The following is a 25,615-nucleotide window of genomic DNA, read 5'->3' on the forward strand; positions in this document are numbered from 1 at the left end:
CCGAATGCCCTGGTGGGGAAGGATTTTGGCGGGGCGTCACATCGGTCCCGCACGACACACGCGGGGGCCAAAAAAATCGAACAGAGGGGTGGCGGCGTACCGTGTGCGGCATGGAGATCTGGATCAATCCCGCCTGTTCCAAATGCCGCAGCGCGCTCAGCCTGCTGGACGCCGAGGGGGCCGAGTACACCGTCCGCCGCTATCTGGAGGACGTGCCCGGCGAGGACGAGATCCGGGCGGTGCTGGAGCGGCTCGGGCTGGAGCCGTGGGACATCACCCGGACCCAGGAGGCCGTGGCGACGGAGCTGGGGATCAAGGAGTGGGCGCGGGACGCCGGGACGCGGGACCGCTGGATCGCGGCGCTCGCCTCGCACCCCGGGCTGATCCAGCGGCCGATCATCACGGCGGACGACGGCACGGCGGTGGTGGGCCGCACCGAGGAGGCGGTGCGGGACGCCCTCTCCCGCTGACTCGCTTGTGACGCAGGCCACTTGGGCGACCTGATCCGGCCGCTGAGCAACTTCGTTCGGTATCTCGTACATAGCGGCGTACGCTCCCCCCTACCTCTTCAGGAGGCGCGCATGTCGCGCAGGAGAACGCTCGGCCCGAAGAAGAAGCTCGCGCTGCTGCTGAGCGCCGCCACGGTGGCGGGAGGCGGCGCCTTCGTCATGGCGACCACGTCGAACGCCACCCCGGCGGCGGCCACCACCAAGTCGGCGGCGGACTCCACGGTCTGCCAGGGGCTGGCCACCGCGCTCGGCAACAACGAGAAGTTCATCGAGGGCCAGCGGACCGCACCCGACGCGCAGTCCGGGGCGCGGATCGCCAACCGCGAGGCGGTCATCGCCCAGATCCGGCGCCAGCAGGAGGCGTCCGGCTGCACGGTGGGGGAGTCGGCTCAGGACTCCCAGGCCGCGCGGCCGGAGCAGCCGGCCCCCTCCCAGCCCGCCGCGGGCGAGCAGGACGGACAGGGGAACCAGGGCGGCCAGGCCTCCGGTGAACAGGTCTGCAACGGCTCCACCGTCACCCTCTCCGGCGAGGGCGGCGCCCCGGCCGCGTCCAGCAACCAGTTCCCGGCGGGCACCAGGCTGAAGGTCACCAACCTGGACAACGACAAGTCCACGACGGTCGAGGTCACCTCTGTGTCGGGCAGCTGCGTGCTGCTCAACGACGCCGCCTTCGAGCAGGTCCGCGAGGCCGGGAAGTTCCTGATCCGCCGGGCCGTCATCGAGAAGGTGGGGTGACGCCGGAGCCGTGGCGCGCTCCCGGGGCCCGCCGCTCCCGTCCGGGGGCGGCGGGCCCCGCCGCGTCCGGTCCCCTCGCATACAGGCCGCCCCCGCACGCGCGTGCTCACCCGGTGGGACGGACCGCGGCAACGTCAGGTAACACGGGGTTCACATTCGGGCAATGGACGGGAAATCGCCTGTTGACAGGCTGCGTGGCAGGAACGGCGGCGCCCCAGTGCCGCAGCGCCGCAGCACCCGCGCAAGCGCCCAGACCCACCCCGAAGGATGTGGACCGTGAGCTTCAAGGCCGAGTACATCTGGATCGACGGCACCGAGCCGACCGCCAAGCTGCGGTCCAAGACGAAGATCCTGGGCGACGACGCCAAGGGCGCGGACCTGCCGGTCTGGGGCTTCGACGGGTCCTCCACCAACCAGGCCAAGGGGCACGCCTCCGACCGCGTCCTCAAGCCGGTGTTCGTCTGCCCGGACCCCATCCGCGGCGGTGACGACGTCCTGGTGCTGTGCGAGGTCCTGAACACGGACATGACGCCGCACGAGTCCAACACCCGTGCCGCGCTGGCCGAGGTCGCCGGGAAGTTCGCCGCCCAGGAGCCGATCTTCGGCATCGAGCAGGAGTACACCTTCTTCAAGGGCTCCCGGCCACTCGGCTTCCCCGAGGGCGGTTTCCCGGCCGCGCAGGGCGGCTACTACTGCGGTGTCGGCTCGGACGAGATCTTCGGCCGGGACGTCGTCGAGGCGCACCTGGAGAACTGCCTGAAGGCGGGTCTGGGCCTCTCCGGCATCAACGCCGAGGTCATGCCCGGCCAGTGGGAGTTCCAGGTCGGCCCGCTGGCCCCGCTGGAGGTCTCCGACCAGCTGTGGGTGGCCCGCTGGCTGCTCTACCGCACGGCCGAGGACTTCGAGGTCTCCGCCACCCTGGACCCCAAGCCGGTCAAGGGCGACTGGAACGGCGCGGGCGCGCACACCAACTTCTCCACCAAGGCCATGCGCGAGGGCTACGAGGCGATCATCACCGCGTGCGAGTCGCTCGGTGAGGGCTCCAAGCCGCTGGACCACGTGAAGAACTACGGCGCCGGCATCGACGACCGCCTCACTGGTCTGCACGAGACCGCCCCGTGGAACGAGTACTCCTACGGCGTCTCCGACCGCGGCGCCTCCGTCCGCATCCCGTGGCAGGTCGAGAAGGACGGCAAGGGCTACATCGAGGACCGCCGCCCGAACGCCAACGTCGACCCGTACGTGGTGACCCGTCTGCTGGTCGACACGTGCTGCACCGCGCTGGAGAAGGCCAGCCAGGTCTGACCTCCGGCTCAGCCGGACCGAAGGGGCGCCCACCGCCGAGGTGGGCGCCCCTTCGCGTGGTCCGAGCGGTGAGAGGGGACTCCTGCGGGGCACGGGTGTCTGCTTCAATGGGGACATGGCCGGCTTCCGTAAGTACGACGCGACGGGTCGCCGTGACCTGGAACCGTTCTGGCCTTCCCGTCAGCACCACGACTTCGACCGGGTGTGTTGTCGCGCGACGAACGCGCCGGCCCTCTAACGCCCGGATCTCCTCCCGGCCTTCGGCCGGCGCGAACCGCGTACGTCCTCGACGAACCCTTCGCGCGAAAGAGCTGACGTCTCATGGCGACCACCCGTTCCCTGCCCTCCGTCTCCCCCGCCCCCTCTTCTCTCGCCCCCGCCCATCCCCGGCTGCGCGCCGTCGACCGGGACGAGGTGGTGACGGTCGCGGACCTGCTGCCGCCCGGCGCCACCTGGCTGCCCGCGCCGCAGAACACCCTGCCGGTCCTGCCCGGCCGGCCCCCGATGGTCGGCTATCTGGTGCTGGTCCCCGCCGACCAGCGGCCGCCGTTCCCGGTCGCGGCACCCGGCGCGGCCGGCGGCGCCGAGGGCGGCACCGACGGCGACCCGCTGATCCGGGTCGACACCGCGCAGCGCACCGCCCAGGTCGATGGACGGCAACTCGACCTGACGTACCTGGAGTTCGAGCTGCTCGCCCATCTGGTGGCGCACCCCGGCCGGGTGCACACCCGGGACCATCTGGTCGGCACGGTGTGGGGCTACGGCCATGTCGGCGACGGCCGTACCGTCGACGTCCACATCGCCCGGCTGCGCCGCAAACTGGGCGCCGGGCACCGCGACGCGATCCGCACGGTGCGCCGCGTCGGCTACAAGTACGTCCCGCCGGCCGGCCGCTGACCCCGGCCGGGGCGGCGGTCTGCCGACAGCAGATTCCCGTTCCCCCGCGCCGCCCGGCCGGGCAGAGTCACCGGTATGAGACTTCTGATGCTGGGTGGTACCGAGTTCGCGGGCCGGGCCGTCGTCGAGGCGGCCCTCGGCCGGGGCTGGGAGGTGACCGTCTTCCACCGGGGCCTGCACGAGGCGCCGAAGGGAGCGCGGACGCTGCTGGGCGACCGCACCGCGGTGGACGGTCTGGCCGCGCTCGACGAGGACCCCGGGGAGTGGGACGTCGTCGTCGACACCTGGTCGGCCGCGCCGCGCGCCGTCAGGGACTCGGCGCGGCTGCTGCGGGGCCGCGCCGGGCGGTACGTGTACGTGTCGAGCTGCTCGGTGTACGCGTGGGCGCCGCCCGCGGGGTACACCGAGCGGGCCCGGGTGGTGGAGGGCGCCTCCCCGGACGCGGACCGCACCGAGTACGCGCAGGACAAGCTGGGCGGTGAGCTGGCCGCCGTGGACGCCTTCGGCGCGGACCGGTCGCTGCTGGTGCGGGCGGGGCTGCTCCTCGGACCGTACGAGAACGTGGGCCGGCTGCCCTGGTGGCTGACCCGGATGGCGCGCGGCGGCCCGGTCCTCGCCCCGGGCCCGCGTGACCTGCCGCTCCAGTACGCCGACGTCCGGGACCTCGCGGAGTGGATCCTCGGGGCGGCGGAGCGGGAGCTGAGCGGGCCGTACAACCTGATGTCCCCGCAGGGGCACACCACGACGGGCGAGCTGCTCGAGGCGTGCGCCGCCGTGACCGGGGGCGCGGCCGAGCTGCGCTGGACGGCGCCGGAGGTGATCCTCGACGCGGGCATCGAGCCGTGGACCCAGCTGCCGGTGTGGGTGCCGCCGGGCAGCGACCTGCACGACGCGCTGCACTCCGCGGACGTCTCCCGGGCGGTCGCGGCGGGACTGCGCTGCCGCCCGGCCGCCGAGACCGTGGCCGACACCTGGGCCTGGCTGCGGGAGATCGGCGGCACCGCCCCGCAGCGCCCGGACCGGCCCTTCAAGGGGCTGGACCCGGAGGTGGAGGCGAACGTGCTGGGCGCCGGCGGCGGGGTGTAGGCAGCACCACCCCGGGTCCGGGTGCCCGGCCCAGTGTCCCGGCCGGGCCGCTCGGCCAGACTGCTGCCATGACCACCGAGACGAAGAACGACAGCGGGCGGACCGGAGTGCGGGGCATCGGGCTCGCCGCGCTACGGGGGCTGGCACTGGCCCTGGTGTCACTGCCGGGGGCGGTGCTGTGCTTCGTGCTGTCCGCGGTGTCCATCGCGCTGATCCCGATCGGGGTCGGCATCGTCACCACCCCGTACGTCCTCACCGGCGTGCGGGCGTACGCGAACTGGCGGCGGGTGCTGGCGGCCGAGTGGGGCGGGGTGCGGATACCGCCGTCGTACCGGCCGCTGCCGAAGGACGCCAACCCGTGGGGGCGGACGTTCGGGATGCTGGGCGACCCGGCGACCTGGCGGGACCTGCGGTGGCTGCCGGCCGACATGACGGCCGGCTTCGTCACCGCGCTGCTGCCGCCCGTGCTGCTGCTCTACCCGCTGGAGGGGTTCGCGCTGGCGGTCGGGCTGTGGCGGGTGATGCCCGACGGGTACTGGTACGGCTTCGTGCCGGTCTCCGACCAGACGTCCGCGCTCGGCGCGGGTGTGCTCGCCCTCGCCGTGCTGTTCTGCGCGCACTTCTTCACGCCCCGCCTGCTGGACCTCCATTTCCGGCTCACCCGGGCCGTGCTCGGCTCGCACCAGGGCGAACTGACCGAGCGGGTGCGGGTGCTGACCGAGACCCGGCGGGACGCCGTGGACACCTCCGCAGCCGAACTGCGGCGCATCGAACGGGATCTGCACGACGGGGCGCAGGCGCGGCTGGTCGCCATGGGCATGGACCTGGGGACGATCGAGGCGCTGATCGAGAGGGACCCGGCGAAGGCGCGTGAGCTGCTGGCGCAGACCCGGCGGTCGTCCGCCGAGGCGCTGACCGAGTTGCGGGAGCTGGTGCGCGGCATCCATCCGCCGGTGCTGGCCGAGCGCGGGCTGGGGGACGCGGTGCGGGCGCTGGCGCTGCGGCTGCCGGTGTCCGGCGAGGTGAACGTGGAGCTGCCGGGGCGGGCGGAGGCGCCGGTGGAGTCGGCCGCGTACTTCGCGGTGAGCGAGGTGCTCACCAACGCGGTGAAGCACTCCGGGGCGGACCGGATCTGGGTCGACCTGCATCACGCCGGGGGCCATCTGCGGGTGACGGTCACCGACAACGGCCGGGGCGGCGCGGTGATCGGGGCCGGCTCGGGGCTGACGGGGGTGGAGCGGCGACTGGGTACATTCGACGGCGTCCTGGCCGTCAGCAGTCCCGCGGGCGGTCCCACCATGGTCACCATGGAGATCCCTTGCGCGTTGTCCTAGCCGAAGACCTGTTCCTGCTGCGTGACGGACTCGTCCGGCTGCTCGAGGCCCACGACTTCGAGATCGCGGCGGCCGTGGAGTCGGGGCCCGAACTGGCGCGGGCGCTGGCCGAGCTGGAGCCCGACGTCGCCGTGGTCGACGTACGGCTGCCGCCGACGCACACCGACGAGGGGCTGCAGTGCGCGCTGGACGCCCGCCGGGAGCGGCCGGGGCTGCCGGTGCTGGTGCTCTCGCAGCACGTGGAGCAGTTGTACGCACGGGAGCTGCTGGCCGACGGCAGCGGCGGTGTGGGCTATCTGCTGAAGGACCGGGTGTTCGACGCGGAGCAGTTCGTGGACGCGGTACGGCGGGTGGCGCAGGGGGGTACGGCGATGGACCCGCAGGTGATCCAGCAGCTGCTGGCGCGGCGGTCGGGCGACGACCGCCCGCTGGCCCGGCTGACGCCCCGGGAGCTGGAGGTGCTGGAGCTGATGGCGCAGGGGCGGACCAACGCGGCGATCGCGGCCCGGCTGGTGGTGACGGAACGGGCGATCGCGAAGCACACCGCGAACATCTTCGCCAAATTGGGACTGGAGGTCTCGGACGACGACAACCGGCGCGTGCTGGCGGTTCTCGCCTATCTCGACCACGGCCGGTGAAACCGCACCCGCCCCCTCACCACGGGTGGCTGATCCACAACTGCCGGTGTAGCAGGGGCTGTTGAAACTCATGTGGCCGTACTGACTTTCCCTCGATTCACGGGACGGCTGAACACCCGTGGGGCGACTTGCGTACTCAAGGGAGCCGCTTCACTCCTGTCGGGCCGCTCGATGCCCCGCAATGGGATGCCCCCGTAAGGAAGGTCAAGAGGAGTTCCATGGGACGCAACACAAGAAAACGCCGTATGCCGTTGGCGACCAAGGTGACAGCCGGGGCGGCGGCCCTGGCGCTCGGTGGGGGCGGGCTGGTCTGGGCCAACTTCTACGCCTCGGCTCATGAGGACGGAGGCCAGCACAACCGGACGAAGTCGAGAAACGCGCAGGTCGCGACGATCAACTGCCCCGACGTCGGTCAGAAGCTGACGAAGGTGCCGCGCAGCGCCCGCAAGGGCGTGGCGAAGGAACTGGCGCTGCTGGACCGGCAGATCACGGACGCCTACACACGTCTCGCGGACACGCGCCAGGCCCAGGCGGGCGACGCGTCCTACGTCGACAACGCCATCCTCGGGCCGCTGAAGTCCAAGCGGACCGCCACCCTGGACCGGATCGGCATCAACATCAACCGGGCGGGCGGCAAGGCGCCGCGCGACCTCGGCCGGTTCGCCCGGTGCCAGGGCGTTCCCGTCGAACAGCCGGGCGGGAACGGCGGCGACGGCGGTGGCGGCCAGGGCGACGGCGGTCAGAACGACGGCGGCCAGGACCAGGGCGGCGGAGGCCAGGACGGCGGCCAGGGCAACGGCAACGGCGGTCAGGCCGGCAACGGGCCCGTGGCGGACGACTTCATCAACATCGAGGACGTCCAGCCGAACTCCCGCAACCTGCCCAACGGACTGGCCGCGAACGGCGGCGGCGGTTCCACGGGCACCTTCACCACCGAGTGCGGCACCAACGAGAACGCGCTGCGCAACTCGGACAACGTGATCGTCGCCCCCGGTGTCAGCAACGGCGCGCAGCACCAGCACGACTACGTCGGCAACCAGGCCAACACCGCCTTCGCGAGCGACGAGGACCTGGCCAACGGCGAGACCACGTGCCAGAACCAGGGCGACAGGTCGACTTACTTCTGGCCGGTCCTGCGGATCCAGGACGGCACGCAGGACATCGACCAGGGCCAGCCGGGCGGCGGTCAGGACGGCAACGTAGGAAAGATCGTCGCGCCCACCGCCGCGGAGCTGAAGTTCGTCGGCAACCGGACCGGCGACGTCGTCGCGATGCCGAGGGCGCTGCGCATCATCACCGGTGACGCCAAGTCCCTCACCAACGGGCTGAACAACGCCAACACCGCCTGGAGCTGCACCGGCTTCGAGGACCGGCAGGTGACGGACAAGTACCCGATCTGCCCCGAGGGCAGCGGGGTGGTCCGGACCACGGCCTTCCAGAGCTGCTGGGACGGGCAGAACGCCGACAGCGCCAACCACCGCACGCACGTGGACTTCGTCGAGGCGGACGGCACCTGCTCGAACGGTTTCCAGGCCATCCCGCAGCTCCAGGTCCGCCTGGTCTACGACAACATCCCGGCCCCGCGGATCGAGAACGGGCAAGTCGTGAACCCGTTCGCGCTGGACTCCTTCCCGGAGCAGCTGCACAAGCCGATCACCGACCACAACGACTTCATCAACTTCTTCGACGAGAACCTGATGAACGAGATGGTCGACTGCATCAACAGCGGCCAGGACTGCCAGTAGTCACCCAGCGGCACAAGGAAGAGGCCGGCGGCGGGATCTCCCGCCGCCGGCCTCTTCGCCGTCCCCGCCCGGCGGGGTCAGCCGTGGTGGCCGCCACGGTTGTGGCTGCCGCCGGGGTTCATGTGCTCGGACCCCTCCTCCATGGTCCCGCCGAGCGTGCCGCGCAGGGCCGTCACGGTCCGCTCCTCCCCCACGGCCACCCACTTGCGGCCGACGAGGTAGTAACCGCCGTAGTCCTTGGCGGAGTTGAGCCATTCACGCTGTCCACGGTCAGTGGCGAAGGTGGCGAGCACGTACTTCTCCCCGCCCTTCTTGCACAGCGCCTGCCGGATGGTGTCGGCGTCGGTCTGCATGTCCGGCTCGCACTTCGCCTCGGCGGCCAGGTGCTCCAGACTGCCGGTCGCGGTGGCCGGCACCCGGTCCTCACCGTCGCCGCCGGATCCGCAGCCCGCCAGCGCCAGGGCCGCCACCGCGCCGGTCAGCGCGAGCATCGGTCGGGTCACCCTCATGTGTTCCTCCGGTCCTTGACGGCCGCATCGTGACGGCGACACGCCGCACGGAGCCCCGGCGGGGGGCTCTCGGCCTTCGATACGGACGGGACACCCGCGGTGCTCAAATTCCGCTGCGCCGGCGGGGACGGCGTGCGACGGTGGCGTGATGAACAGCGACTGGGAAGACCGCGTGACCGCCGCCTGGGCCCGCTTCGACGACTTCGCGCAGGAGGACGCTCCGGCCTTCCGGGCCATGATCGACGCGCTCGTCGCCGAGCTGCCCGGGGACAGCCCGCTGGGCCCCTTCGAGCAGGCCTGCGCCTGGGACTCCACCGGGCACTCGGACCGGGCGGTGCCGCTGTACCGGCGGGCGCTGGACGGCGGGCTGGCCGACGTCAGCCGCTACAAGGCACGGCGGGCAAAAATCCAGCTGGCCAGCTCGCTGCGGAACACCGGCGAGGCGGAGCAGGGCGTGCGGCTGCTGACGCCGGAACTCCTCGCGCCGTCCGACGAGCTGGACGACGCCGTACGCGCCTGTCTGGCGCTGTGCCTGTCGAGTCTCGGGCGGGACCGCGAGGGACTGTCGCTGGTCCTCGGCGCGCTCGCCCCGCATCTGCCGCGCTACCAGCGCTCGATGGCGAACTACGCGCGGCTGCTGGTGGAGCCCCCCGCCGAGTGACGCCCCGGCCGCGGGGCAGGTGACCATCCACCCGTTCGCTCGTTCTGCTGGACGTGCAGTCACAGGATGCCGCCCAGTCCGCCGCGCCCCCTTCCCCGGCCGGTCCGGTCGTCGACGTCGAGCAGGCCGAGGCCGCGCTCGTCGAGCACTATCCGCGGCTCGTGCGGCTCGCCTATCTGATGCTGCCGTCCGGCCTGGGCCGCAGCGGGCGGGTGCTGACCGCCCACTCCCTGGTCCAGCGGGCGCTGCCCCGCAACCGCACCCCCGCACCGCTGATCCCCGCCCAGCAGGCCGGCCGGGACGGCGACCCCGGGTACGCGCTGGTCCGGCTCCAGGTGGTGCGCACGGCGCTGCGGCGCGCGGGACGGACGGGGTGGCGGGCCGCGCTGCCGCCGCTGCCGCTGCCCCGGGTGTGGGGGCTGAAGCTGTTCCCGCGTTCGGGCGGCGCCGACGCGCTCGCCCTGGACCAGCGGCTCGACGCGCTGTCCGGCCCGGCCCGCGCCGCCCACGTCCTGCGCGGTCTGGAACGGCTCCCGGACGGGGAGGTGCGCAAGGTGCTCGCGGCGGCGGGCGTCACCGGCGTGGACGCCGCGCTGGACGAGGCCGACCGGCTCCCCGACCCGTACCGGCTGCTCGGCTCGCCCGGGTTCGACCCCTGCTCGCTCCAGGCCAGGCCGACCGACCTGCTGCGCCGCCGCCGCCGGCTGAAGGCCGCGCTGGTCGCCGGGGCGGCGCTGGCGGTGTGCGGGACGCTGCTCGGGCTGCCGGGCGACGGCTGGGGGCCGGACGGCGCCGCCGCGCCCCCGTACGCGCGCAACCCGGCCGCGCAGGCCGCGCTGGACCCGGGGAAGCTGTCCCGGGTCTCCCCCGCCGCCTGGAAGACCTCCGCGCGCACCGACTTCTCCGTCTGGCCGGCGCGCGGCGGCCTCACCGGCGACAGGGCGCTGCTGCGCCGCGCCCTGGCCGTCTGGGCGCGGCCCGGCGGCGGCGTCCAGGTGTCGGCCACCCCGGGCACCCCCTCCGGCGGCCCCGCGGGTCCGCCCCAGCTGCTGTACGCGGGCACCGTCGACACCGCGCGGGTGGTGGTGCTGTACGACGGTCTGCGGCTCGCCAGGTACGCCGAGCCGGAGGACGGCGCACGGGGGGTCGTGCTCGACTTCGCCCGGGTCGACGACGCCGGCCGGGCCGGGTCGGGCGCGGTGGTGCTGAGCCGCGCCGACGGCAACGTCCGCTATCTGCTGGCGCCCTGGGTGCGCGCGGCGGGCGGGCGGGACCTGCGCCGGCCCGGAGCGGCCGCGACGGACCTCGCCCTCGCCGACGGGGTGACCTCCCCGCTGGCGAGTTCCGCCCTGCGGCCGGGGCCGTGCACCGCGTGGTACGTGCTGCAGCTGACCGACGGCACGGGCACCCGGCTGGTGACCGACCTCGGCGAGCTGGTCCCGGCCCGGCTGACCGCCGGACGTCCCGGCCGGACCCACGAGGTCTCGGGCGCCGGGGCGCTGCGCACCTGGGCGCCGTACGCCTGCTCGCTGAGCACGGTGCGCGCGGCGGGCGTACGGAGCGTGAACGCCTGGGCGTTCGCGGAGCAGCCGCTGCCCGACGCGAGCGGCGAGGCGGCGTGGGTGTGCACGCGGGCCGAGACGTGGCGGGGCGGCGGGGCGCGGGTGCTGGCGCAGTTCCACACGCCGGGCGGGCGGTTCGGGGCGGTGGCGGCGAAGGCGGAGGACGTGCCGGAGTGCGGGGAGCGTGCGCCGCGGGTGCTCGCCGGGGTGCTGTGGAAGTCCGCGGCGGGCGACTGGTACCTGCTCGCCGCCGGGAGCCGCGACACGGTGTCCGTCAGGGCGTCCGGCGGTGTCGAGGGCACCGCGCGCGGCCCTCTGCTGACCGTCCGCGCCGAGGAGGGCGCCCGCGCGGATCTCCGGGGCACGCTGGAGAACGGGCGGTCGGTCGACGGACTGCGCTAGCCGGATGAACACCGTCGGCCGGTCCGGACAGTTGAAGGCCGGAATCGATCGGTAAGGTGTTCGCATGACTACCGGGGTACGGCGCAGGATGGGAGTCGAGGAGCGGCGGCAGCAGTTGATCGGCGTGGCCCTCGAACTGTTCAGCCGGCGCTCCCCCGACGAGGTCTCCATCGACGAGATAGCGTCCCGGGCGGGCATCTCGCGCCCGCTGGTCTATCACTACTTCCCCGGCAAACTCAGCCTGTACGAGGCCGCGTTGAGACGTGCGGCGGAGGACCTGGCGTCCCGGTTCGAGGAGCCGCAGGAGGGTGCGCTGGGGTCGCGGCTGCGGCGGGTGATGGCCCGGTTCTTCGACTTCGTCGACGCGCACGGCCCCGGTTTCGCCGCCCTGATGCGCGGCGGCCCCGCGGTGGGCTCCTCGGCCACCAACCAGCTGATCGACTCCGTGCGGCAGGCCGCGTACGACCAGATGCTGTCGCACATGGGGGTCACGGACCCGGTTCCGGCGCGGCTGGAACTGGTCGTCCGCTCCTGGATCTCGCTCGTCGAGTCGACGGCGCTGATCTGGCTGGACGGGCGGCGGTTGCCGCGCGAGGAACTGGAGGCGCAGCTGGTGCAGGACTTCGCCGCGCTGGCCGCCGTCGCCGCCGCCCGGGACGGGGAGCTGGCCGCGCTGCTGCGCGAGATGCTCAGGAACGAGCCGGGCGACGGACCGTTCACCGACCTGACGGTCCGGCTGATCGCGCTGGCGGGTCCGTGAGCACCCGGACGACCTGGGCACTGGTCGTCGAGACGACGCAGGGCATCGGGCAGCGCAAGCACATGGCGGCGGAGGTCCTCGCCCATGTGGAAGGGTCCCGCGAGGAGGCGCTCGCGGAGCTGGAACGGCGGGCGCGCGGCCATGTGCCGGAGCATCCGTCGAGCCCCCGGCGCCGTCGGCTGGTGCGGACCGGTGACGGCTTCCTGCTGGTCGTCGACGGGGCGTGGCAGACGTTCGCCAGCCGCTTCACCGTGGGGGAACTGCTGGCGGACTCCGACGCGCCGCCGGCCCCGGAGCCGGTGGCCGCACGATCCGCACCGCCGCCGGACGTGCCGGACGAACCGGCGGCGCCGGCGGTCGCTCCGGGCGGGGCGGACGAGCCGGACGAGCTCGACGAGGACGGCATCCCGGTGCGTCCGGCCTGGCTGGGCCGCACCGGAAGGCCGTGATCCCCGGCCGTCACGGCCGGCGCGGGCCTACTCGCCCTCGAACTTCCGGTACGACGGGTCCAGGTCCCGCACCTCCGCCGAGGCGTGCAGCAGCAGGTCCCCGGACGGCTTCACGTACTGCCTCAGCAGCTCCAGCACGGTCTCGGTGAGCCGGGCCTTGGTCTCGTCCGTGCGGCCGGGCAGCATGGCGATGTGGACGTGCACGAGGGCGTGCCCGCCGGTCTCGGGGCCGACCGTGATGTCCTCGGTCCGCCGGAACCGTGTCTTGCACGCCGGCGCTTTGGCGGCCGCGATCTCCACGACGGCGGTGTGCAGGTCCCGCGCGAACGCGGGCCGGTCGAAGCCGTCCGCCAGCCCCTCGGAGTAGTCGACGGTGATCTGCGGCATGAGCCCTCCTGTTCCTGGTCAGGAGGGCTCACACTAGCCGCAGTGCCCTACCGGGTCAGCCGGCCGTGGTGAACACGGCGACCGTGCGCGCCGGAACGGCGAACGTGCCGGTGCCCTTCTCGTACGACGAGGTCTTCACGACCGCGTCCCCGCCCGCCGACTGCACCGGGTGCAGCCGGTGACCGGTGCCGGCCAGCGCGGCGACGCGCTGCTCCTGCCGCTCCGGTGTGGCGTTGAAGACGACGACCAGGTCGCCGAGCCTCATGGTGATCACACCGGGTGTCTCGTCCTTGCCGGACAGCGGGAAGGAGAGCCGGGACTGCACCTGCGCGGCCGTGTCGAGGGAGAAGGCCTTCTCCGTCGTACGGATGCGCAGCAGGTCCCGGTACGCGGCCGAGGCGCCCTCGATCTGCGGGCAGCCCACCTTCACCGTGCCCAGCAGGGGCTTGGCGTAGGGCCACTTGTCCTCGTTGTCGGCGGCCGGCGGCAGACCGCGGCCGAAGCCGTTGCCGTCCGCGCAGTTCCAGTGGATGGCGTTGAACCAGTCGCCGCTGTCGTAGGAGTTGCGGTCCAGAGACTTGGAGCGCAGCAGGTCGGTGCCCGCCTGCGAGAGGGCCGGGCCCTGCGAGAGGGCGGCCGTCGCCAGCGCGAGGACCTGCATACGGCCCCGGTCGCCGGCGGACGTGTCCTTCGGCAGCTTGAAGGCGAGCGCGTCGAACAGGGACTCGTTGTCGTGGGCGTCCGCGTAGGCGAGGGCGTCGCCGGGCGCGGCCGCGTATCCGGCGGGGGCGCCGTTGTAGTCGACCTGGGAGCCCTTGACCTCCTTGCCGCTGGTGTCGGTGAACGTGTAGCCGGCGAGGTTGCCGCTGAGGCCGACCTTGATCAGGTCCTGGTAGTGCAGCAGGCGGGCCTTCTGCTCGGCCTCCGTGCCGTTGTTCCGGGAGGAGTTGGGGTCGGTGTAGAGGCCGGAGGCGAAGCCCTGCACGCCCGGGTCCTCGTCGAAGGGGCCGCCGCCGCGCACGGCGTCGCGGGCCCGGTCGGAGAAGGTGGCGATGCCGGTGCCGGCCATGTTCTTCTGCGTGGCCTGCTCGAAGCGGGCGTCGTCGGCGATCTCGCCGAAGTTCCAGCCCTCCCCGTAGAGGATGATCTTCTTGCCGTCGACCCCGTCCTTCGCGGGGGTCAGCCCGTCGAGGGCCTTGCGGACGGCGAGGATGTTGGCCTTCGGGTGGTGGCCCATGAGGTCGAAGCGGAAGCCGTCGACCTTGTACTCCCTGGCCCAGGTGACGACCGAGTCGACGACGAGCTTGCCCATCATGGCGTTCTCGGTGGCCGTGTTGGCGCAGCAGGTGCTGTTGGCGACCGAGCCGTCGGCCAGCAGCCGCTGGTAGTAGCCGGGGACGATCCGGTCCAGGACGCTGGTCTTGGCCTGACCGCTCGCGGCGGTGTGGTTGTAGACGACGTCCATGACGACGCGGAGGCCGTCCTCGTTGAGCGCCTTGACCATCTCGCGGAACTCGACCGTGCGGGCGGTGCCGTCCGGGTCGGTGGCGTAGGAGCCCTCGGGGACCGTGTAGTGGTACGGGTCGTAGCCCCAGTTGTAGGCGTCCTTGGCGGCGGCCTCGGTCACGCACTTCTGCTGCTCGGCGGAGTCGGCCGGGTAGGAGGCGAGGTCGCAGTCGGCGCTCTCCCGGTCGGACTTCTTCTCGGGGATGGTGGCGATGTCGAACGCGGGCAGCAGGTGCACGTAGGAGGTGCCGGCCTTCGCCAGCTCACGCAGGTGCTTGCTGCCGTCGCTGTCCTTGTCGGTGAAGGCGCGGTAGGTGCCGGGGTCCTTCGCCGTGCGGTCCGCCACGGAGAAGTCGCGGATGTGCAGCTCCTGGATCTGGGCGTCCTTGAGCGGCACGGCCTTCGGCTTGCCGAGGGAGGACCAGCCCTCGGGGGCGAGGCTCCGGTCGGCGAGGTCGACGACGAGGCTGCGTTCGGAGTCGGTGGTCAGGGCGACCGAGTAGGGGTCGGTGACCTTGTTGGTGACGATCTCCCGGGTGCTGGGGGCCCACACCTGCACGGTGTACCGGTACTCCTTGCCCTTCCAGGAGGCCGGGCCGGTGACGGACCAGACGCCGGTGGCGTCGTCGCGCTCCATGCGGACGGTGCGGCCGGCGATCTCCAGGGAGACGTTCCGGGCGGTCGGCGCCCACAGGGAGAGGGTGGGCCGGCCGCGGCGGAACACCGGGCCGAGGTCGGCCTTGGTGGCGCCGGCGGCGTAGAGATCGTCGAGCACTCCCGCGATCTGCACCCCGGTCGCCGCGAGCACGGCGCCGTTGGCGGCGTGCTGGGCGGCGACGACCTGACCGCGCAGGGCCTCGCGCACCCGGTCCCGGTCACGCGGGTCGACGGTCCAGGCGGTGCCCTTCGCGAGGTGCGGGAACTTCGCCTTCTGGGCGTCGGTGAGGGTGGTCCTCGCCAGGCGGAGCCAGCGTGCGTCGCCGCTGTCCAGCGCCCCGTCCCGCACCGTGACCGAGCCGGTGCGGGAGGCGAGGAGCTGGGTGGAGGCGGCGGCCTCGGAGCCGTCCCAGACGAGGGTGTTCCGGTCGATCCAGACCGCCTTGGAGGTGGTGAGGTCGAGGGCGGCGGCCGAGCCGGCCGGCTGCGGCAGCAGGTACTTCTCCTGGCCGTTCAGCAGCCACACCTCGTGGCCGTCGGCCCTGAGGTCCAGCGACTGGTCGGTGGGGAGGTCCTTCTCGTCGCCCTTGTGGAGGATGTAGCTGAGGCTGGTGGCGCCCTCGGCGAGCGGCACCTCGAAGACGGCGCCGTAGGCGTCGGTCCTCACCGGCTTCAGGGGGTTCGACCAGTCGGTGGGGTTCGCGGCACCGGTCCAGGTGTGCAGGCCCCAGCCGTCGTAGTTCCCGTCCGCGCGCTGGTAGTGCAGGACCGCCTTGGTGGTGTCCTGCGCCGGGTACTCGGGCCGTTCGGTGGCGACGGGTTCCTTGCCCTGCTCGATCCAGATCTCGCCGGTCCTGGTGACGTCGATCGTGCGGTCGGCGGCGACGTCCTTGTTGCCCTCCTTGTCGACGACGACGAAGCCGACGTCGGACGCGCCCGGCTTGAGCTTGACGTGGGCGAAGGCGCCGTAGGCGTCGCGGCCGGTGAAGGGGTGGCCGGCCGGCCACTCGGTGGCCTCGCCCTCGGCGATGTCGCCCCAGGCGTACAGGCCCCAGTCGTCGTAGTCGCCGTCGGCGCGCTTGTAGTGGACGACCGCGTAGTCGCGGGAGGCGGCGGACGGCGGCTCCGTCACGGGCGGGGTGCCGGTGGTGGAGGCGGCCAGGGCGCTCGCGGTGCGGCCGGACGAGTCGATCACGACGGCCTTGTAGCGCAGGGCGGTGCCGGCGGGCACGTCCTCGCCGATGGTGTGGGTGACCTTGTAGGGGGCGTGGTCGGCGGAGCCGAGGGTCTGCCACTTCCCGTTGCCGGTCTGGGCGGCGAAGACGACCCGGTTGAGCTGCCCGCCCTCGACGCCGGCGGTGAGTTCGACGGTGCCGGTGGCGCCGGCCTCGGGGGCCTTCAGGGTGACCGCGGGCTTCGCGGCGGGCGCCGCGAGCGGGCCGGAGGCCTCGAGGACGATCGCCGAGCCCGCCGGGACGGTGACGGTGATCTTCTTGCCGGCGTCGCTGGTGACGGTGGCGTCGGTGCCGTACAGGCCCTTGTACGTCATGCGCGCGGAGCCGGTCGCGAAGGTGGCCTTCGCCGCCTCGCCCGCGTTGTTGAAGGCGACCACGTACTCGGTGGTGTCCTTGCCGGTGCCGGTGCGGGAGAAGGCGTAGACGCCCGCGCCGTCGGAGGCGTACCGCTCCTGCTGGATGCCGTCGGTGAGGGCGGGGTGGGCCTTGCGGAGTTCGGCCAGGGCGCTGATCTGCCGGTACAGCGGCGCCTTGGTGTCGTAGACGTCCTCGGCGTGGGTGCGGTCGGTGCCGATCAGGTCGTCGTCGAGGTAGTCGGCCGTGCGGGAGGCGAACAGGGTCTGGCGGGCGTCCTTGTCGCCGCCGGCGCCGGTGAAGCCCTGCTCGTCGCCGTAGTAGACGACCGGGTTGCCGCGGCTGAGGAACATCAGCTCGTTGGCGAGCATGTCCTTCTTCAGCAGTTCGGCGTCGGAGGCCTTCGGGTTGTCCTGCGTCAGGAACGTCCCGATGCGGCCCATGTCGTGGTTGCCGAGGAAGGTGACCTGCTCGTACGCGTTGGCCTTGTCGGTCGTGTACTTGTGGTCGTCGCCGAAGACCGAGGCCAGCTTGCGCGCGCTGCCGCCCTGGGAGGCGTACTGGCGGGCCGCCTCCTGGAACGGGAAGTCGAGGGTGGCGTCGAGGCGGCCCCGGGTGACGTACGGGGCGGTGATGTTGGTGTCAGAGGAGTAGACCTCGCCGAACATGAAGAAGTCGTCACGGCCCTTCTTGGCCGCGTAGGCGTCCAGGGCGGTGGCCCACTGGGTCCAGAACTCCATGTTGACGTGCTTCACGGTGTCGATCCGGAAGCCGTCGATGTCGAAGTCCCTGACCCACCGCTGGTAGATCTTCTCCATGCCGTCGACGACCTCGGGACGCTCGGTCCACAGGTCGTCGAGGCCGGAGAAGTCGCCGTACTCGCTGGACTCGCCGGCGAAGGTGGAGTCGCCCCGGTTGTGGTACATCGCCGGGTCGTTGAGCCAGGACGGGACCTTGACCCGCTTCTTCGCCCCGGGCACCACGGGGGTGCGCGGGAAGGAACCGGAGTCGACGCGGGGGAAGCCGGAGGAGCCGTCGGCGTAGTCGGCGTCGTCGAAGGGCTCGCCGTCCTTCGTCAGGTACGGGAAGGCGCCCTTGGAGAGGTACTCGTAGGACTTCTCCTGGTAGTCGACGACGTCGGCGGTGTGGTTGGTGATGACGTCGAAGAAGACCTTCATGCCCTTGGCGTGGGCCTTGTCGATCAGGTTCTCGAGGTCCTGGTTGGTGCCGAAGTGCGGGTCGACCTGGGTGAAGTCGGTGATCCAGTAGCCGTGGTAGCCGGCGGAGGCGTTGTCCCCCGTCCCCTGCACGGGCTGGTTCTTGAAGATGGGCGCCATCCAGATGGCGGTGGTGCCGAGCCCCTTGATGTAGTCGAGGTTCTTCGTCAGGCCCTTGAGGTCGCCGCCCTGGTAGAAGCCCTTGTCGGTGGGGTCGTAACCGTGGGTGAGGCGCGAACCGGTCAGTCCGCCGCGGTCGTTCCCGGTGTCGCCGTTGGCGAAGCGGTCCGGCAGGACGAAGTAGAACTGCTCGCGGGTCAGATCGTGCCGCGCGGGCGACTTGGCGAGCTTCGCGTCGGAGGGAGGCGCGGGCGGAGTGTCCGCGCGGGCGGCGAGCGGCTGCACGAGCGCCACGGCGAGCGCGGCCACGGTGACGGCGGCGAGGCGTCTGCCGCGTGCGGTGCGGCGCCCCGGGGGCGCGGGCCATCTGGGTATCAAGGCGTGAACTCCTTGCGCTTACGGCTCATTCGGGTCCGACCCCGTACGCCGCGGCGGGGCCTGTTTCGGCCACGTCACCGGGCGCCGGGCGTGACGCTATCGCCGTTGAAAGCTTTACAGCAAGGGTTGTGAAAGTAACGGTAAGGATTTGCACGCGGACGCCGGCCGCACCGTCCCCGTGAACGGCGGTGCGGCTGGCGCGGGTTCAGCAGCCCGACTTGCCCGCGTACACCGCGAGGGCGGTGTTGCCGCCCAGGGTGGCGGTCAGCTGGCCCGAACCGTTCACCGTCACCGTGGTGTTGTTCTGGACGTTGCAGTACGTGCCCGCGGCGAGGGAGGTCTGGTAGGTGCGGGTCAGGGAGCCGGACTCGTGGTTGATGGCCACGAAGCCCTTGCTGCCCCGGCCGAAGGCGATCGCGTCGCCTCCGTTGTCCCACCAGTTGGTGACCGACTGGCCCCGGGTCGCGTTGCGGAAGGCGACCATGGACTTGATCTCCCGCCAGGCGTGCTGGCACTTCCAGCCGTTCTGCCAGCAGGCGTCCACCCGGCCCCCGTTGGGTGGGCCGGCGTCCTGGTCGGAGAACTCGTAGCCGGAGTTGATGTCCGGGGCGCCGTAGGGCCAGGCCAGCATGAAGACGTTGGCCAGGGTGTAGTTGGCGTTGTCCTTGTAGCTGAGCGTGCTGCCGTTGCGCTCGGTGTCGTGGTTGTCGACGAAGACGCCGGAGACACCGCTGTTCAGGTAGCCCCAGCCCTCGCCGTAGTTCTTCAGATAGGCGAGGTTCTCGTTGTTGAAGACCCGCTTGAGGTCGTAGGCGTAGCGGAACTCCTGCACGTCGCCGTTGCCCGTGTACTCGGTGGGCTGGACGGCCTCGCCGGCGCCGTGGATGACCTCCTGCTTCCAGTACACGGACGGGTTGCTCAGGCGGGACTTGATGTTGGCCAGGTCGGCGGCCGGCATGTGCTTGGCGGCGTCGACGCGGAAGCCGTCCACGCCGAGGGAGAGCAGGTCGTTCATGTACCCGGCGATGGCGCCCCGGACGTAGTCCTCACCGGTGTCGAGGTCGGCGAGACCGACCAGCTCGCAGTTCTGGACGTTCCAGCGGTCGCCGTAGTTGTTGATCTGCGAGGTGCAGTTGTCGAAGTCGTACGAGGAGTACAGGCCCGGGTAGTTGTACTTGGTGTACGACGAGCCGCCGGTGCCGGTGCCGCTGCCCGCGGACATGTGGTTGATGACCGTGTCGGCGACGACCTTCACCCCGGCCGCGTGACAGGTGTTCACCATGTTCCTGAAGGCGGTCCGGTCGCCGAGGCGGCCGGCGATCTTGTAGCTGACGGGCTGGTACGACGTCCACCACTGCGAGCCCTGTATGTGCTCGGCGGGCGGGGAGACCTGGACGTAGCCGTATCCCGCGGGGCCGAGGGTGTTGGTGCACTCGCGGGCGACGGAGGCGAAGTTCCACTCGAAGAGGACGGCGGTGACGTCCTTGCTCCCCGGCGGGGAGGCCTGCGCCCCAGTCGGGGCCATGACAACCGAGGCGGCCGCGAGGGCGACGGCCACGGCGAGGGTTCTGCGTGCCATGTGGGGTTCCTTCTTCATCGAAGGGTGTGGGGATACCGCCTTGATGCGCTGAGTTTTCTTGCAGAAAACTTCAGCAACCTTGCGGCAACGCAGATGTTAGAGGCCCGCCACCCGAAAGGGCAGCGGGCCGTACCAACTTGAAGGAAAAAGTTGCGGGACGGACGAACGTCAGCCCGTGGTCCACCACACCGTGGTGTCCGCCGGGACCTTCGCCTCGCCGGCCGTCTCCTCCACCTCACCGCTGGCGATCAGCACCCGCCCGTACGCCGGGGTGCTCACCGACTCCCCCGTGGTGTTGGCGACGCACACGAACTCGCCGCGGCGGAAGGCCAGTACGCCCTCCGGCGCCCGCAGCCACTCCACCGCGTCGCCCGCGCCCAGCTCCGGGCGCTCCCGGCGGACGGCGAGCGCGGACCGGTACAGCTCCAGGGTGGAGCCGGGGTCGCCGGTCTGCGCCTCGACGCTCAGCTCGCCCCAGCCCGCCGGCTGCGGCAGCCAGCTGCCGCCGTCGCCGAAGCCGTACGACGAGCCCTCGCGGGTCCACGGGATCGGCACCCGGCAGCCGTCGCGGAAGCCGTCCTGTCCGGCGCCCCTGAAGTACGCCGGGTCCTGACGCACCTCGTCCGGCAGGTCCACGACGTCGGGCAGACCGAGCTCCTCGCCCTGGTAGACGTAGGCCGAACCGGGCAGCGCCAGCATCAGCAGCGTCGCCGCCCGGGCCCGGCGCAGGCCGAGTTCACGGTCGCCGGCCAGCCGGATCTGGGTGCCGAGGCCCGCCGGGTTGGCGAAGCGGGTGGCGTGCCGGGTGACGTCGTGGTTGGACAGCACCCAGGTGGCGGGGGCGCCGACCGGGCGCATGGCGTCCAGGGTGCGGTCGATGACCGCGCGCAGCTCCTCGGCGTCCCAGTGGGTGCCCAGGTACTGGAAGTTGAACGCCTGGTGCAGCTCGTCGGGGCGCACGTAGTTTGCGGTGCGCTCGACGGTCGGAGTCCATGCCTCGGCGACGAAGATGCGCTCGCCGGAGTACTCGTCCAGGATCAGGCGCCACTGCCGGTAGATGTCGTGGACGCCGTCCTGGTCGAAGAACGGCATGACATCGTTGCCCAGCAGCTTCAGCTGCTCGTGGCCGCCGAGGTCGGGCAGGCCCTCGGCCTTCACCATGCCGTGGGCGACGTCGATGCGGAAGCCGTCCACGCCCATGTCCAGCCAGAAGCGGAGGATGGAGCGGAACTCGTCGCCGACCGCCGGGTGCTCCCAGTTGAAGTCCGGCTGCTCGGGCGCGAAGAGGTGCAGGTACCACTCGCCGGGCGTGCCGTCGGGCTCGGTCACCCGGGTCCAGGCCGGGCCGCCGAAGATCGACTCCCAGTCGTTGGGCGGCAGTTCGCCGTCGGCGCCCTTGCCGGGCCGGAAGTGGTAGCGGTCCCGCGACGGGGAGCCGGGGCCCTCGGCGAGGGCGCGCTTGAACCACTCGTGCTGGTCGGAGGAGTGGTTGGGCACCAGGTCGACGATGATCCGCAGGCCCAGTCCGCGGGCGTCGCGGATCAGCGCGTCGGCGTCGAGCAGGGTGCCGAACATGGGGTCGACGGCGCGGTAGTCGGCGACGTCGTAGCCGGCGTCGGCCTGCGGCGAGGCGTAGAAGGGGCTGAGCCACACGGCGTCCACACCGAGGTCGCGCAGGTACGGCAGGCGGGAGCGGATGCCTTCCAGGTCGCCCATGCCGTCGCCGTTGCTGTCGGCGAAGCTGCGCGGGTACACCTGGTAGATCACCGCGTCCCGCCACCAGTCGGCGCGCCGTGCGACGGTGGCGACGGCCGCGTCGGTCGTGGGGGTCGGGGCCGGGGCGGCGGAGTGCTGCTGGCTCATGTCGTCCTTGTTACGAGTGCGGTCGGGGAGACGAGTGGGGGGCGGCGGTCGCCGGGAGAGGGGCGGCCGCGGTGTCGGCGGGGTCGGATGGACACCGCGGCCGCCCACCCGCGCGAGTCAGGCGCGCGGGAGTTCGGCCGGCGAGGGGGTCAGCCCTTCGTGCCGCCCGCGGTGAGGCCGGTGACCAGGTTCTTCTGCACGAGGTAGAAGAACGCGGAGACCGGTATGGCGATCAGGACCGCGGTGGCGGCCATGAGGTTGCGCTGTGCGTCGTGCTCGCTGACGAAGCTCTGCAGACCGACGGCGAGCGTGTACTTCTCGTCGTCGAGCATGAACGTCGTGGCGAAGGCGACCTCGCCGAACGCGGTGATGAAGCTGTAGAAGGCGGCGACCGCCAGGCCGGGCTTGGCGAGCGGGAGGATCAGCCGCGCGAAGGTGCCGAAGGGCGTCAGTCCGTCGACGCGTCCCGCCTCGTCGATCTCGAACGGGATGGTGTCGAAGTAGCCCTTCATCAGCCAGGCGCAGTACGGCACCGCCGTGGTGCAGTAGACGAGGATGAGGCCGAGGTAGCTGTCGACGAGCTGCAGGTCCGAGAGGATCTGGTACATCGGGACCATCAGGACGGCCACCGGGAACATCTGGGTGAGCAGGAGCACCCACATGAACTTCTTGTAGCCCGGGAAGCGCATGCGGGAGACCGCGTAGCCGGTGGTGGCGGCGACCATGACGCCGATGACGGTGGTGCCGAGCGAGACGATCAGCGAGCTCTTCAGCCAGTCGAAGAAGCTCGTGTTCTGCAGCACGAACGAGTAGTTGTCGAGCGTCATCTTGCCCCAGATGCCGCCGGGACGCAGATAGTCGTCCTTGTCGGGGCCGAGGGACAGGAAGACCAGCCAGGCGACCGGGAACAGCGCGATCAGACTGGCCACGGTCAGGATGCCGTGCGAGGCGAGGCGGGCCAGGGGGCCGCTCTCACCGCGCCGGGGCGTCCTGCGCGGCGGGGTGCTGTCGTCGGCAGGCCGGTCCGCCGGAGCAGTGGTGGTGACAGTAGGGGTGCTCATGGGGACTCCTGCCTCAGATCGCGAGCTGCTGCTCATTGCGGTTCAGCCAGCGGCGGTAGAAGGAGGTGAAGACGACCAGGATGGCCAGCAGCAGCATGCCGTAGGCCGCGGACTCGGCGAATTCGCGCGGCTGCTGTCCGAAGCCCAGCTGGTAGGCCCAGGTCACGAGGATCTGGGCGTCCGGGGCGGTGTTGCCGAACAGCAGGAAGATGACCGCGAACTGGTTGAAGGTCCAGATGATGCCGAGCAGGACCACGGTGGAGCTGACCGAGCGCAGGCCGGGCAGGGTGACGTGGCGGAACCGCTGCCAGGCGGTGGCGCCGTCCATCTCGGCCGCCTCGTACAGGCTGGCGTCGATGGACTGCAGTCCGCCGAGCAGGGAGATCATCATGAACGGCACACCGCACCAGGTGTTCACCATGATCGCGGCGAACCGCTGCCAGAAGCTGTCCTCCAGCCAGGCCGGCGTCGGCAGGCCGAGGAAGTCCAGGGCGGAGTTGATGATGCCGGCGTCGGCGAGCATGAAGCGCCAGCCGAAGACGGTGACGAAGGTGGGCACGGCCCACGGCAGGATGAGGACCAGCCGGTAGAGGGTGCGGCCGCGCAGCTTCTGGTTGAGCAGCAGGGCCAGGCCCAGGCCGATGCCGTAGTGCAGGGCGACACAGGCCGCCGTCCACACGATCGTCCAGATGAACTTGGACCAGAAGCGGTCGTAGGCCGTCTCGCCCCACAGGATGTCGGCGTAGTTGTCGATGCCGATGAACTTGTAGGTGGCCTCGATCTCGTTGACGCCGATGGTGCGGGCCGAGTTGAGGCTGTCGGCGTCGGTGAGCGTGAGGTAGAAGCCGTAGGCCAGGGGGTACAGCACGATGACGCCGAGCACGAGCGCCACCGGCGCGATCATGGCGTAGGCGTACCAGTACTTCTGGTATCCGCGCTTCAGGCGGCTGCCCGGCCCGGGGCGGGGCGCGCGGTCACCGCGGCGCTTGCCGGTCGCGCGGTCGATGGCGACTGTCATGGTTCGGCACCTTCTGGATGATCAAGGGGTACGGCACACAGGCCGCAGGCCGCCGGACCCTCCCCTCCTGGAAGCGGATCCGGCGGCCGTGCGGGGGTTACTTGCTGAAGTCCGGCACCAGCTTGGCGATCGCGGTCTCCGCGTCACCGAGGCCCTTGTCCAGGGACTCCTTGCCACCGGCGATCTGCGGCAGCTCGTCGTCCATCGGACCCCACAGCGAGCTGTACTCGGGCAGCGCCGGGCGCGGCTGGGCGGCCGAGAGGACCGTCTGGTAGCCCGCGATGCCCGGGTCGGCCTTGACCTTGTCGGTGTAGGCGTCGTCACGCGTGGGCAGCGTGGAGTTCTTCAGCGCGATGGTCTCCTGCGCCTTGGCGGAGGTCATGAAGTTCACGAACTTCAGCGCGGCCTCCTGCTTCTCCTTGGTGGAGCCGGCGTAGACCGAGAGGTTGTGGCCGCCGGTCGGGGCGCCCGCCTTGCCGGTCGAGCCGGCCGGGACGGTGGCGATGCCGAGGTTGTTCTTGTCCTTGAACGCGGAGCCCTTGTAGAAGTTCGTGATCTCCCACGGGCCCTGGATGATCGAGGCGACCTTGCCGTTGACGAACGCGTCCTGGATGTGGGCGTAGGCGTCGGCGGTGACGTCCGCCTTGTGCAGGCCCTTGCCCTTGAAGAGGGACAGCCAGGTGCCGTACGCCTTCTCGGCCTCGGGCGACTTGACGGTGACCTTCTTGGCGTCGGCGTCGACCATGTCGGTGCCTTCGCCGTACAGGAACGGCTGGGCGTAGTAACCCGCGGTGGAGCCCCAGTAGCCGTCGACGCCGGTCTTGTCCTTGACGGTGGCGGCGGCCTTCTTCAGGTCGTCCCAGGTCTTGGGGGCCTCGACGCCGGCCTTCTCGAACAGTTCCTTGTTGTACACGAAGGCGAGGGTGTCCGTGGTGAACGGGACGCCGTAGGTCTTGCCCTCGTACTTGGCCTGCTCGAGCAGGTTGGACTTGAACTTGTCCTGCTCGGCGAGGGCCTCGGTGCCGTCCAGCGGCAGGAAGAAGCCCTTCTTGGCGAAGGCGGGGGTCCAGCCGACCTCGGAGCGCAGCACGTCGGGGGCGCCCTTGGAACCGGCGGCGGTGTCGAACTTGTTCTGCGCCTGGTCGAAGGGGACGTTGACGAACTTGACCTTGATGTCCTTGTTGGCCGCCTCGAACTCCTTGACCAGCGCCTGGTACGTCGGCGCCTCGTTGGTCGCGTTGGAGGTGTCCCACCAGGTGATGGTGACCGGGCCGCCGGCCTTGTCGCCGCTGTCGCTGTCTCCGCCGCAGGCCGTCGCCGCGAGGGCGAGGGACGCCACCAGCGCGGTGGCCGCTATGCCACGCCGCATGAGGTTCTCCTTGAGGGTTAAGCCCGTAGGTGCAGGCCGGCCCCGTCTGCCGTCCTGCCAGGTGCCGACTGCGCCGTTGCGGCGGCCGGGCGACGTGAACGTAACAGCGATGGAACCGTTTCGAAAGACCTTGCAGAAAAGTTTTGCAAGCGACGCCGAGAGTTACTCCGCCGTGACCTGTTCTCGACCGTCGCGCGACCGGGGTTTCCGCCCGTACGGCAGGGGTTCGGACTGTTGTGCAAGACTCTGCAAGCACTTGCCATCCGTTTCCGGCGGGGG

At 71.4% G+C, this 25,615-nt stretch carries 21 protein-coding genes; 13 read left to right on the forward strand and 8 right to left on the reverse strand.

Going from position 1 to position 25,615, the window contains the following annotated elements:
* Positions 1 to 110: 110 nt before the first annotated feature.
* The 9 genes from CNQ36_RS09900 to CNQ36_RS09940 all read left to right on the forward strand — a co-directional run bounded on the left by CNQ36_RS09900 (position 111) and on the right by CNQ36_RS09940 (position 8,249).
* Positions 111 to 470 (forward strand): arsenate reductase family protein, encoded by a 360-nt coding sequence (locus CNQ36_RS09900; protein ID WP_040907382.1) that lies wholly within the window; start codon positions 111 to 113, stop codon positions 468 to 470.
* Positions 471 to 581: 111 nt separating this feature from the next.
* Positions 582 to 1,244, forward strand: a complete 663-nt coding sequence (locus CNQ36_RS09905; RefSeq protein WP_121545705.1) for an RlpA-like double-psi beta-barrel domain-containing protein — start codon at positions 582 to 584, stop codon at positions 1,242 to 1,244.
* A gap of 276 nt (positions 1,245 to 1,520) precedes the next feature.
* Positions 1,521 to 2,549, forward strand: coding sequence for a glutamine synthetase (gene glnII / locus CNQ36_RS09910; RefSeq protein ID WP_121545706.1), 1,029 nt, complete (start codon positions 1,521 to 1,523; stop codon positions 2,547 to 2,549).
* Positions 2,550 to 2,589: 40 nt separating this feature from the next.
* Positions 2,590 to 2,787, forward strand: a complete 198-nt coding sequence (locus CNQ36_RS35830; protein WP_004932030.1) for a hypothetical protein — start codon at positions 2,590 to 2,592, stop codon at positions 2,785 to 2,787.
* 83 nt (positions 2,788 to 2,870) lie between these two features.
* On the forward strand, positions 2,871 to 3,446 hold the full coding sequence (locus tag CNQ36_RS09920; protein WP_121545707.1) for a winged helix-turn-helix domain-containing protein: 576 nt from the start codon (positions 2,871 to 2,873) through the stop codon (positions 3,444 to 3,446).
* Positions 3,447 to 3,521: 75 nt separating this feature from the next.
* Positions 3,522 to 4,532, forward strand: coding sequence for an NAD-dependent epimerase/dehydratase family protein (locus CNQ36_RS09925; protein ID WP_121545708.1), 1,011 nt, complete (start codon positions 3,522 to 3,524; stop codon positions 4,530 to 4,532).
* 68 nt (positions 4,533 to 4,600) lie between these two features.
* Positions 4,601 to 5,866, forward strand: coding sequence for a sensor histidine kinase (locus CNQ36_RS09930; protein WP_121545709.1), 1,266 nt, complete (start codon positions 4,601 to 4,603; stop codon positions 5,864 to 5,866).
* On the forward strand, positions 5,851 to 6,504 hold the full coding sequence (locus tag CNQ36_RS09935) for a LuxR C-terminal-related transcriptional regulator (protein WP_121545710.1): 654 nt from the start codon (positions 5,851 to 5,853) through the stop codon (positions 6,502 to 6,504). Before CNQ36_RS09930 ends, CNQ36_RS09935 begins: the two co-directional genes overlap by 16 nt.
* A gap of 218 nt (positions 6,505 to 6,722) precedes the next feature.
* Positions 6,723 to 8,249: a DUF1996 domain-containing protein gene (locus CNQ36_RS09940; RefSeq protein ID WP_121545711.1), complete on the forward strand. Its 1,527-nt coding sequence runs from the start codon at positions 6,723 to 6,725 to the stop codon at positions 8,247 to 8,249.
* A 77-nt stretch (positions 8,250 to 8,326) separates the two neighbouring features.
* On the opposite strand, the gene CNQ36_RS09945 is transcribed toward CNQ36_RS09940, so the two are convergent.
* Positions 8,327 to 8,758, reverse strand: coding sequence for a hypothetical protein (locus CNQ36_RS09945; protein ID WP_121545712.1), 432 nt, complete (start codon positions 8,756 to 8,758; stop codon positions 8,327 to 8,329).
* A 148-nt stretch (positions 8,759 to 8,906) separates the two neighbouring features.
* Here CNQ36_RS09945 and CNQ36_RS09950 point away from each other — a divergent pair, with 148 nt between their 5' ends.
* The 4 genes from CNQ36_RS09950 to CNQ36_RS09965 all read left to right on the forward strand — a co-directional run bounded on the left by CNQ36_RS09950 (position 8,907) and on the right by CNQ36_RS09965 (position 12,592).
* On the forward strand, positions 8,907 to 9,419 hold the full coding sequence (locus CNQ36_RS09950; RefSeq protein WP_121545713.1) for a tetratricopeptide repeat protein: 513 nt from the start codon (positions 8,907 to 8,909) through the stop codon (positions 9,417 to 9,419).
* A gap of 53 nt (positions 9,420 to 9,472) precedes the next feature.
* Complete coding sequence (locus CNQ36_RS09955) at positions 9,473 to 11,383, forward strand: hypothetical protein (protein ID WP_121545714.1); 1,911 nt, start codon at positions 9,473 to 9,475, stop codon at positions 11,381 to 11,383.
* 64 nt (positions 11,384 to 11,447) lie between these two features.
* Complete coding sequence (locus tag CNQ36_RS09960) at positions 11,448 to 12,143, forward strand: TetR/AcrR family transcriptional regulator (protein ID WP_004932021.1); 696 nt, start codon at positions 11,448 to 11,450, stop codon at positions 12,141 to 12,143.
* Positions 12,140 to 12,592, forward strand: a complete 453-nt coding sequence (locus CNQ36_RS09965) for a hypothetical protein (RefSeq protein WP_121545715.1) — start codon at positions 12,140 to 12,142, stop codon at positions 12,590 to 12,592. Before CNQ36_RS09960 ends, CNQ36_RS09965 begins: the two co-directional genes overlap by 4 nt.
* Before the next feature lie 27 nt (positions 12,593 to 12,619).
* On the opposite strand, the gene CNQ36_RS09970 is transcribed toward CNQ36_RS09965, so the two are convergent.
* From CNQ36_RS09970 to CNQ36_RS10000, 7 genes are all read right to left on the reverse strand, one after another.
* On the reverse strand, positions 12,620 to 12,979 hold the full coding sequence (locus CNQ36_RS09970; RefSeq protein WP_121545716.1) for a 5-carboxymethyl-2-hydroxymuconate Delta-isomerase: 360 nt from the start codon (positions 12,977 to 12,979) through the stop codon (positions 12,620 to 12,622).
* 55 nt (positions 12,980 to 13,034) lie between these two features.
* The gene (gene pulA, locus CNQ36_RS09975) at positions 13,035 to 18,446 is read right to left on the reverse strand and encodes a pullulanase-type alpha-1,6-glucosidase (RefSeq protein WP_121545717.1); all 5,412 of its coding nucleotides are present in this window, start codon (positions 18,444 to 18,446) and stop codon (positions 13,035 to 13,037) included.
* 205 nt (positions 18,447 to 18,651) lie between these two features.
* Positions 18,652 to 20,025, reverse strand: coding sequence for an alpha-amylase (locus CNQ36_RS09980; RefSeq protein WP_121545718.1), 1,374 nt, complete (start codon positions 20,023 to 20,025; stop codon positions 18,652 to 18,654).
* Between the two features lie 168 nt (positions 20,026 to 20,193).
* On the reverse strand, positions 20,194 to 21,888 hold the full coding sequence (locus tag CNQ36_RS09985; protein ID WP_121545719.1) for a glycoside hydrolase family 13 protein: 1,695 nt from the start codon (positions 21,886 to 21,888) through the stop codon (positions 20,194 to 20,196).
* 149 nt (positions 21,889 to 22,037) lie between these two features.
* Positions 22,038 to 22,949, reverse strand: coding sequence for a sugar ABC transporter permease (locus CNQ36_RS09990; protein WP_121545720.1), 912 nt, complete (start codon positions 22,947 to 22,949; stop codon positions 22,038 to 22,040).
* Positions 22,950 to 22,962: 13 nt separating this feature from the next.
* A complete protein-coding gene (locus CNQ36_RS09995) occupies positions 22,963 to 23,967 on the reverse strand; it encodes a carbohydrate ABC transporter permease (protein ID WP_004932015.1) in 1,005 nt (334 codons plus the stop codon).
* Positions 23,968 to 24,064: 97 nt separating this feature from the next.
* Positions 24,065 to 25,336: an extracellular solute-binding protein gene (locus CNQ36_RS10000; RefSeq protein WP_004932013.1), complete on the reverse strand. Its 1,272-nt coding sequence runs from the start codon at positions 25,334 to 25,336 to the stop codon at positions 24,065 to 24,067.
* Between the last annotated feature and the right edge of the window lie 279 nt (positions 25,337 to 25,615).

This window comes from Streptomyces fungicidicus (genome assembly GCF_003665435.1).
In the GTDB taxonomy this organism is placed as follows: Bacteria; Actinomycetota; Actinomycetes; order Streptomycetales; family Streptomycetaceae; genus Streptomyces; species Streptomyces fungicidicus.

What these genes read in the sequence shown, in the direction of transcription:
- CNQ36_RS09900 (WP_040907382.1), top strand. Translation starts at nt 111, where the DNA reads ATGGAGATCTGGATCAATCCCGCCTGTTCCAAATGCCGCAGCGCGCTC.
- CNQ36_RS09905 (WP_121545705.1), top strand. Translation starts at nt 582, where the DNA reads ATGTCGCGCAGGAGAACGCTCGGCCCGAAGAAGAAGCTCGCGCTGCTG.
- CNQ36_RS09920 (WP_121545707.1), top strand. Translation starts at nt 2,871, where the DNA reads ATGGCGACCACCCGTTCCCTGCCCTCCGTCTCCCCCGCCCCCTCTTCT.
- CNQ36_RS09925 (WP_121545708.1), top strand. Translation starts at nt 3,522, where the DNA reads ATGAGACTTCTGATGCTGGGTGGTACCGAGTTCGCGGGCCGGGCCGTC.
- CNQ36_RS09930 (WP_121545709.1), top strand. Translation starts at nt 4,601, where the DNA reads ATGACCACCGAGACGAAGAACGACAGCGGGCGGACCGGAGTGCGGGGC.
- CNQ36_RS09940 (WP_121545711.1), top strand. Translation starts at nt 6,723, where the DNA reads ATGGGACGCAACACAAGAAAACGCCGTATGCCGTTGGCGACCAAGGTG.
- CNQ36_RS09945 (WP_121545712.1), bottom strand. Translation starts at nt 8,758, where the DNA reads ATGAGGGTGACCCGACCGATGCTCGCGCTGACCGGCGCGGTGGCGGCC.
- CNQ36_RS09950 (WP_121545713.1), top strand. Translation starts at nt 8,907, where the DNA reads ATGAACAGCGACTGGGAAGACCGCGTGACCGCCGCCTGGGCCCGCTTC.
- CNQ36_RS09960 (WP_004932021.1), top strand. Translation starts at nt 11,448, where the DNA reads ATGACTACCGGGGTACGGCGCAGGATGGGAGTCGAGGAGCGGCGGCAG.
- CNQ36_RS09970 (WP_121545716.1), bottom strand. Translation starts at nt 12,979, where the DNA reads ATGCCGCAGATCACCGTCGACTACTCCGAGGGGCTGGCGGACGGCTTC.
- CNQ36_RS09980 (WP_121545718.1), bottom strand. Translation starts at nt 20,025, where the DNA reads ATGGCACGCAGAACCCTCGCCGTGGCCGTCGCCCTCGCGGCCGCCTCG.
- CNQ36_RS09985 (WP_121545719.1), bottom strand. Translation starts at nt 21,888, where the DNA reads ATGAGCCAGCAGCACTCCGCCGCCCCGGCCCCGACCCCCACGACCGAC.
- CNQ36_RS09990 (WP_121545720.1), bottom strand. Translation starts at nt 22,949, where the DNA reads ATGAGCACCCCTACTGTCACCACCACTGCTCCGGCGGACCGGCCTGCC.
- CNQ36_RS09995 (WP_004932015.1), bottom strand. Translation starts at nt 23,967, where the DNA reads ATGACAGTCGCCATCGACCGCGCGACCGGCAAGCGCCGCGGTGACCGC.
- CNQ36_RS10000 (WP_004932013.1), bottom strand. Translation starts at nt 25,336, where the DNA reads ATGCGGCGTGGCATAGCGGCCACCGCGCTGGTGGCGTCCCTCGCCCTC.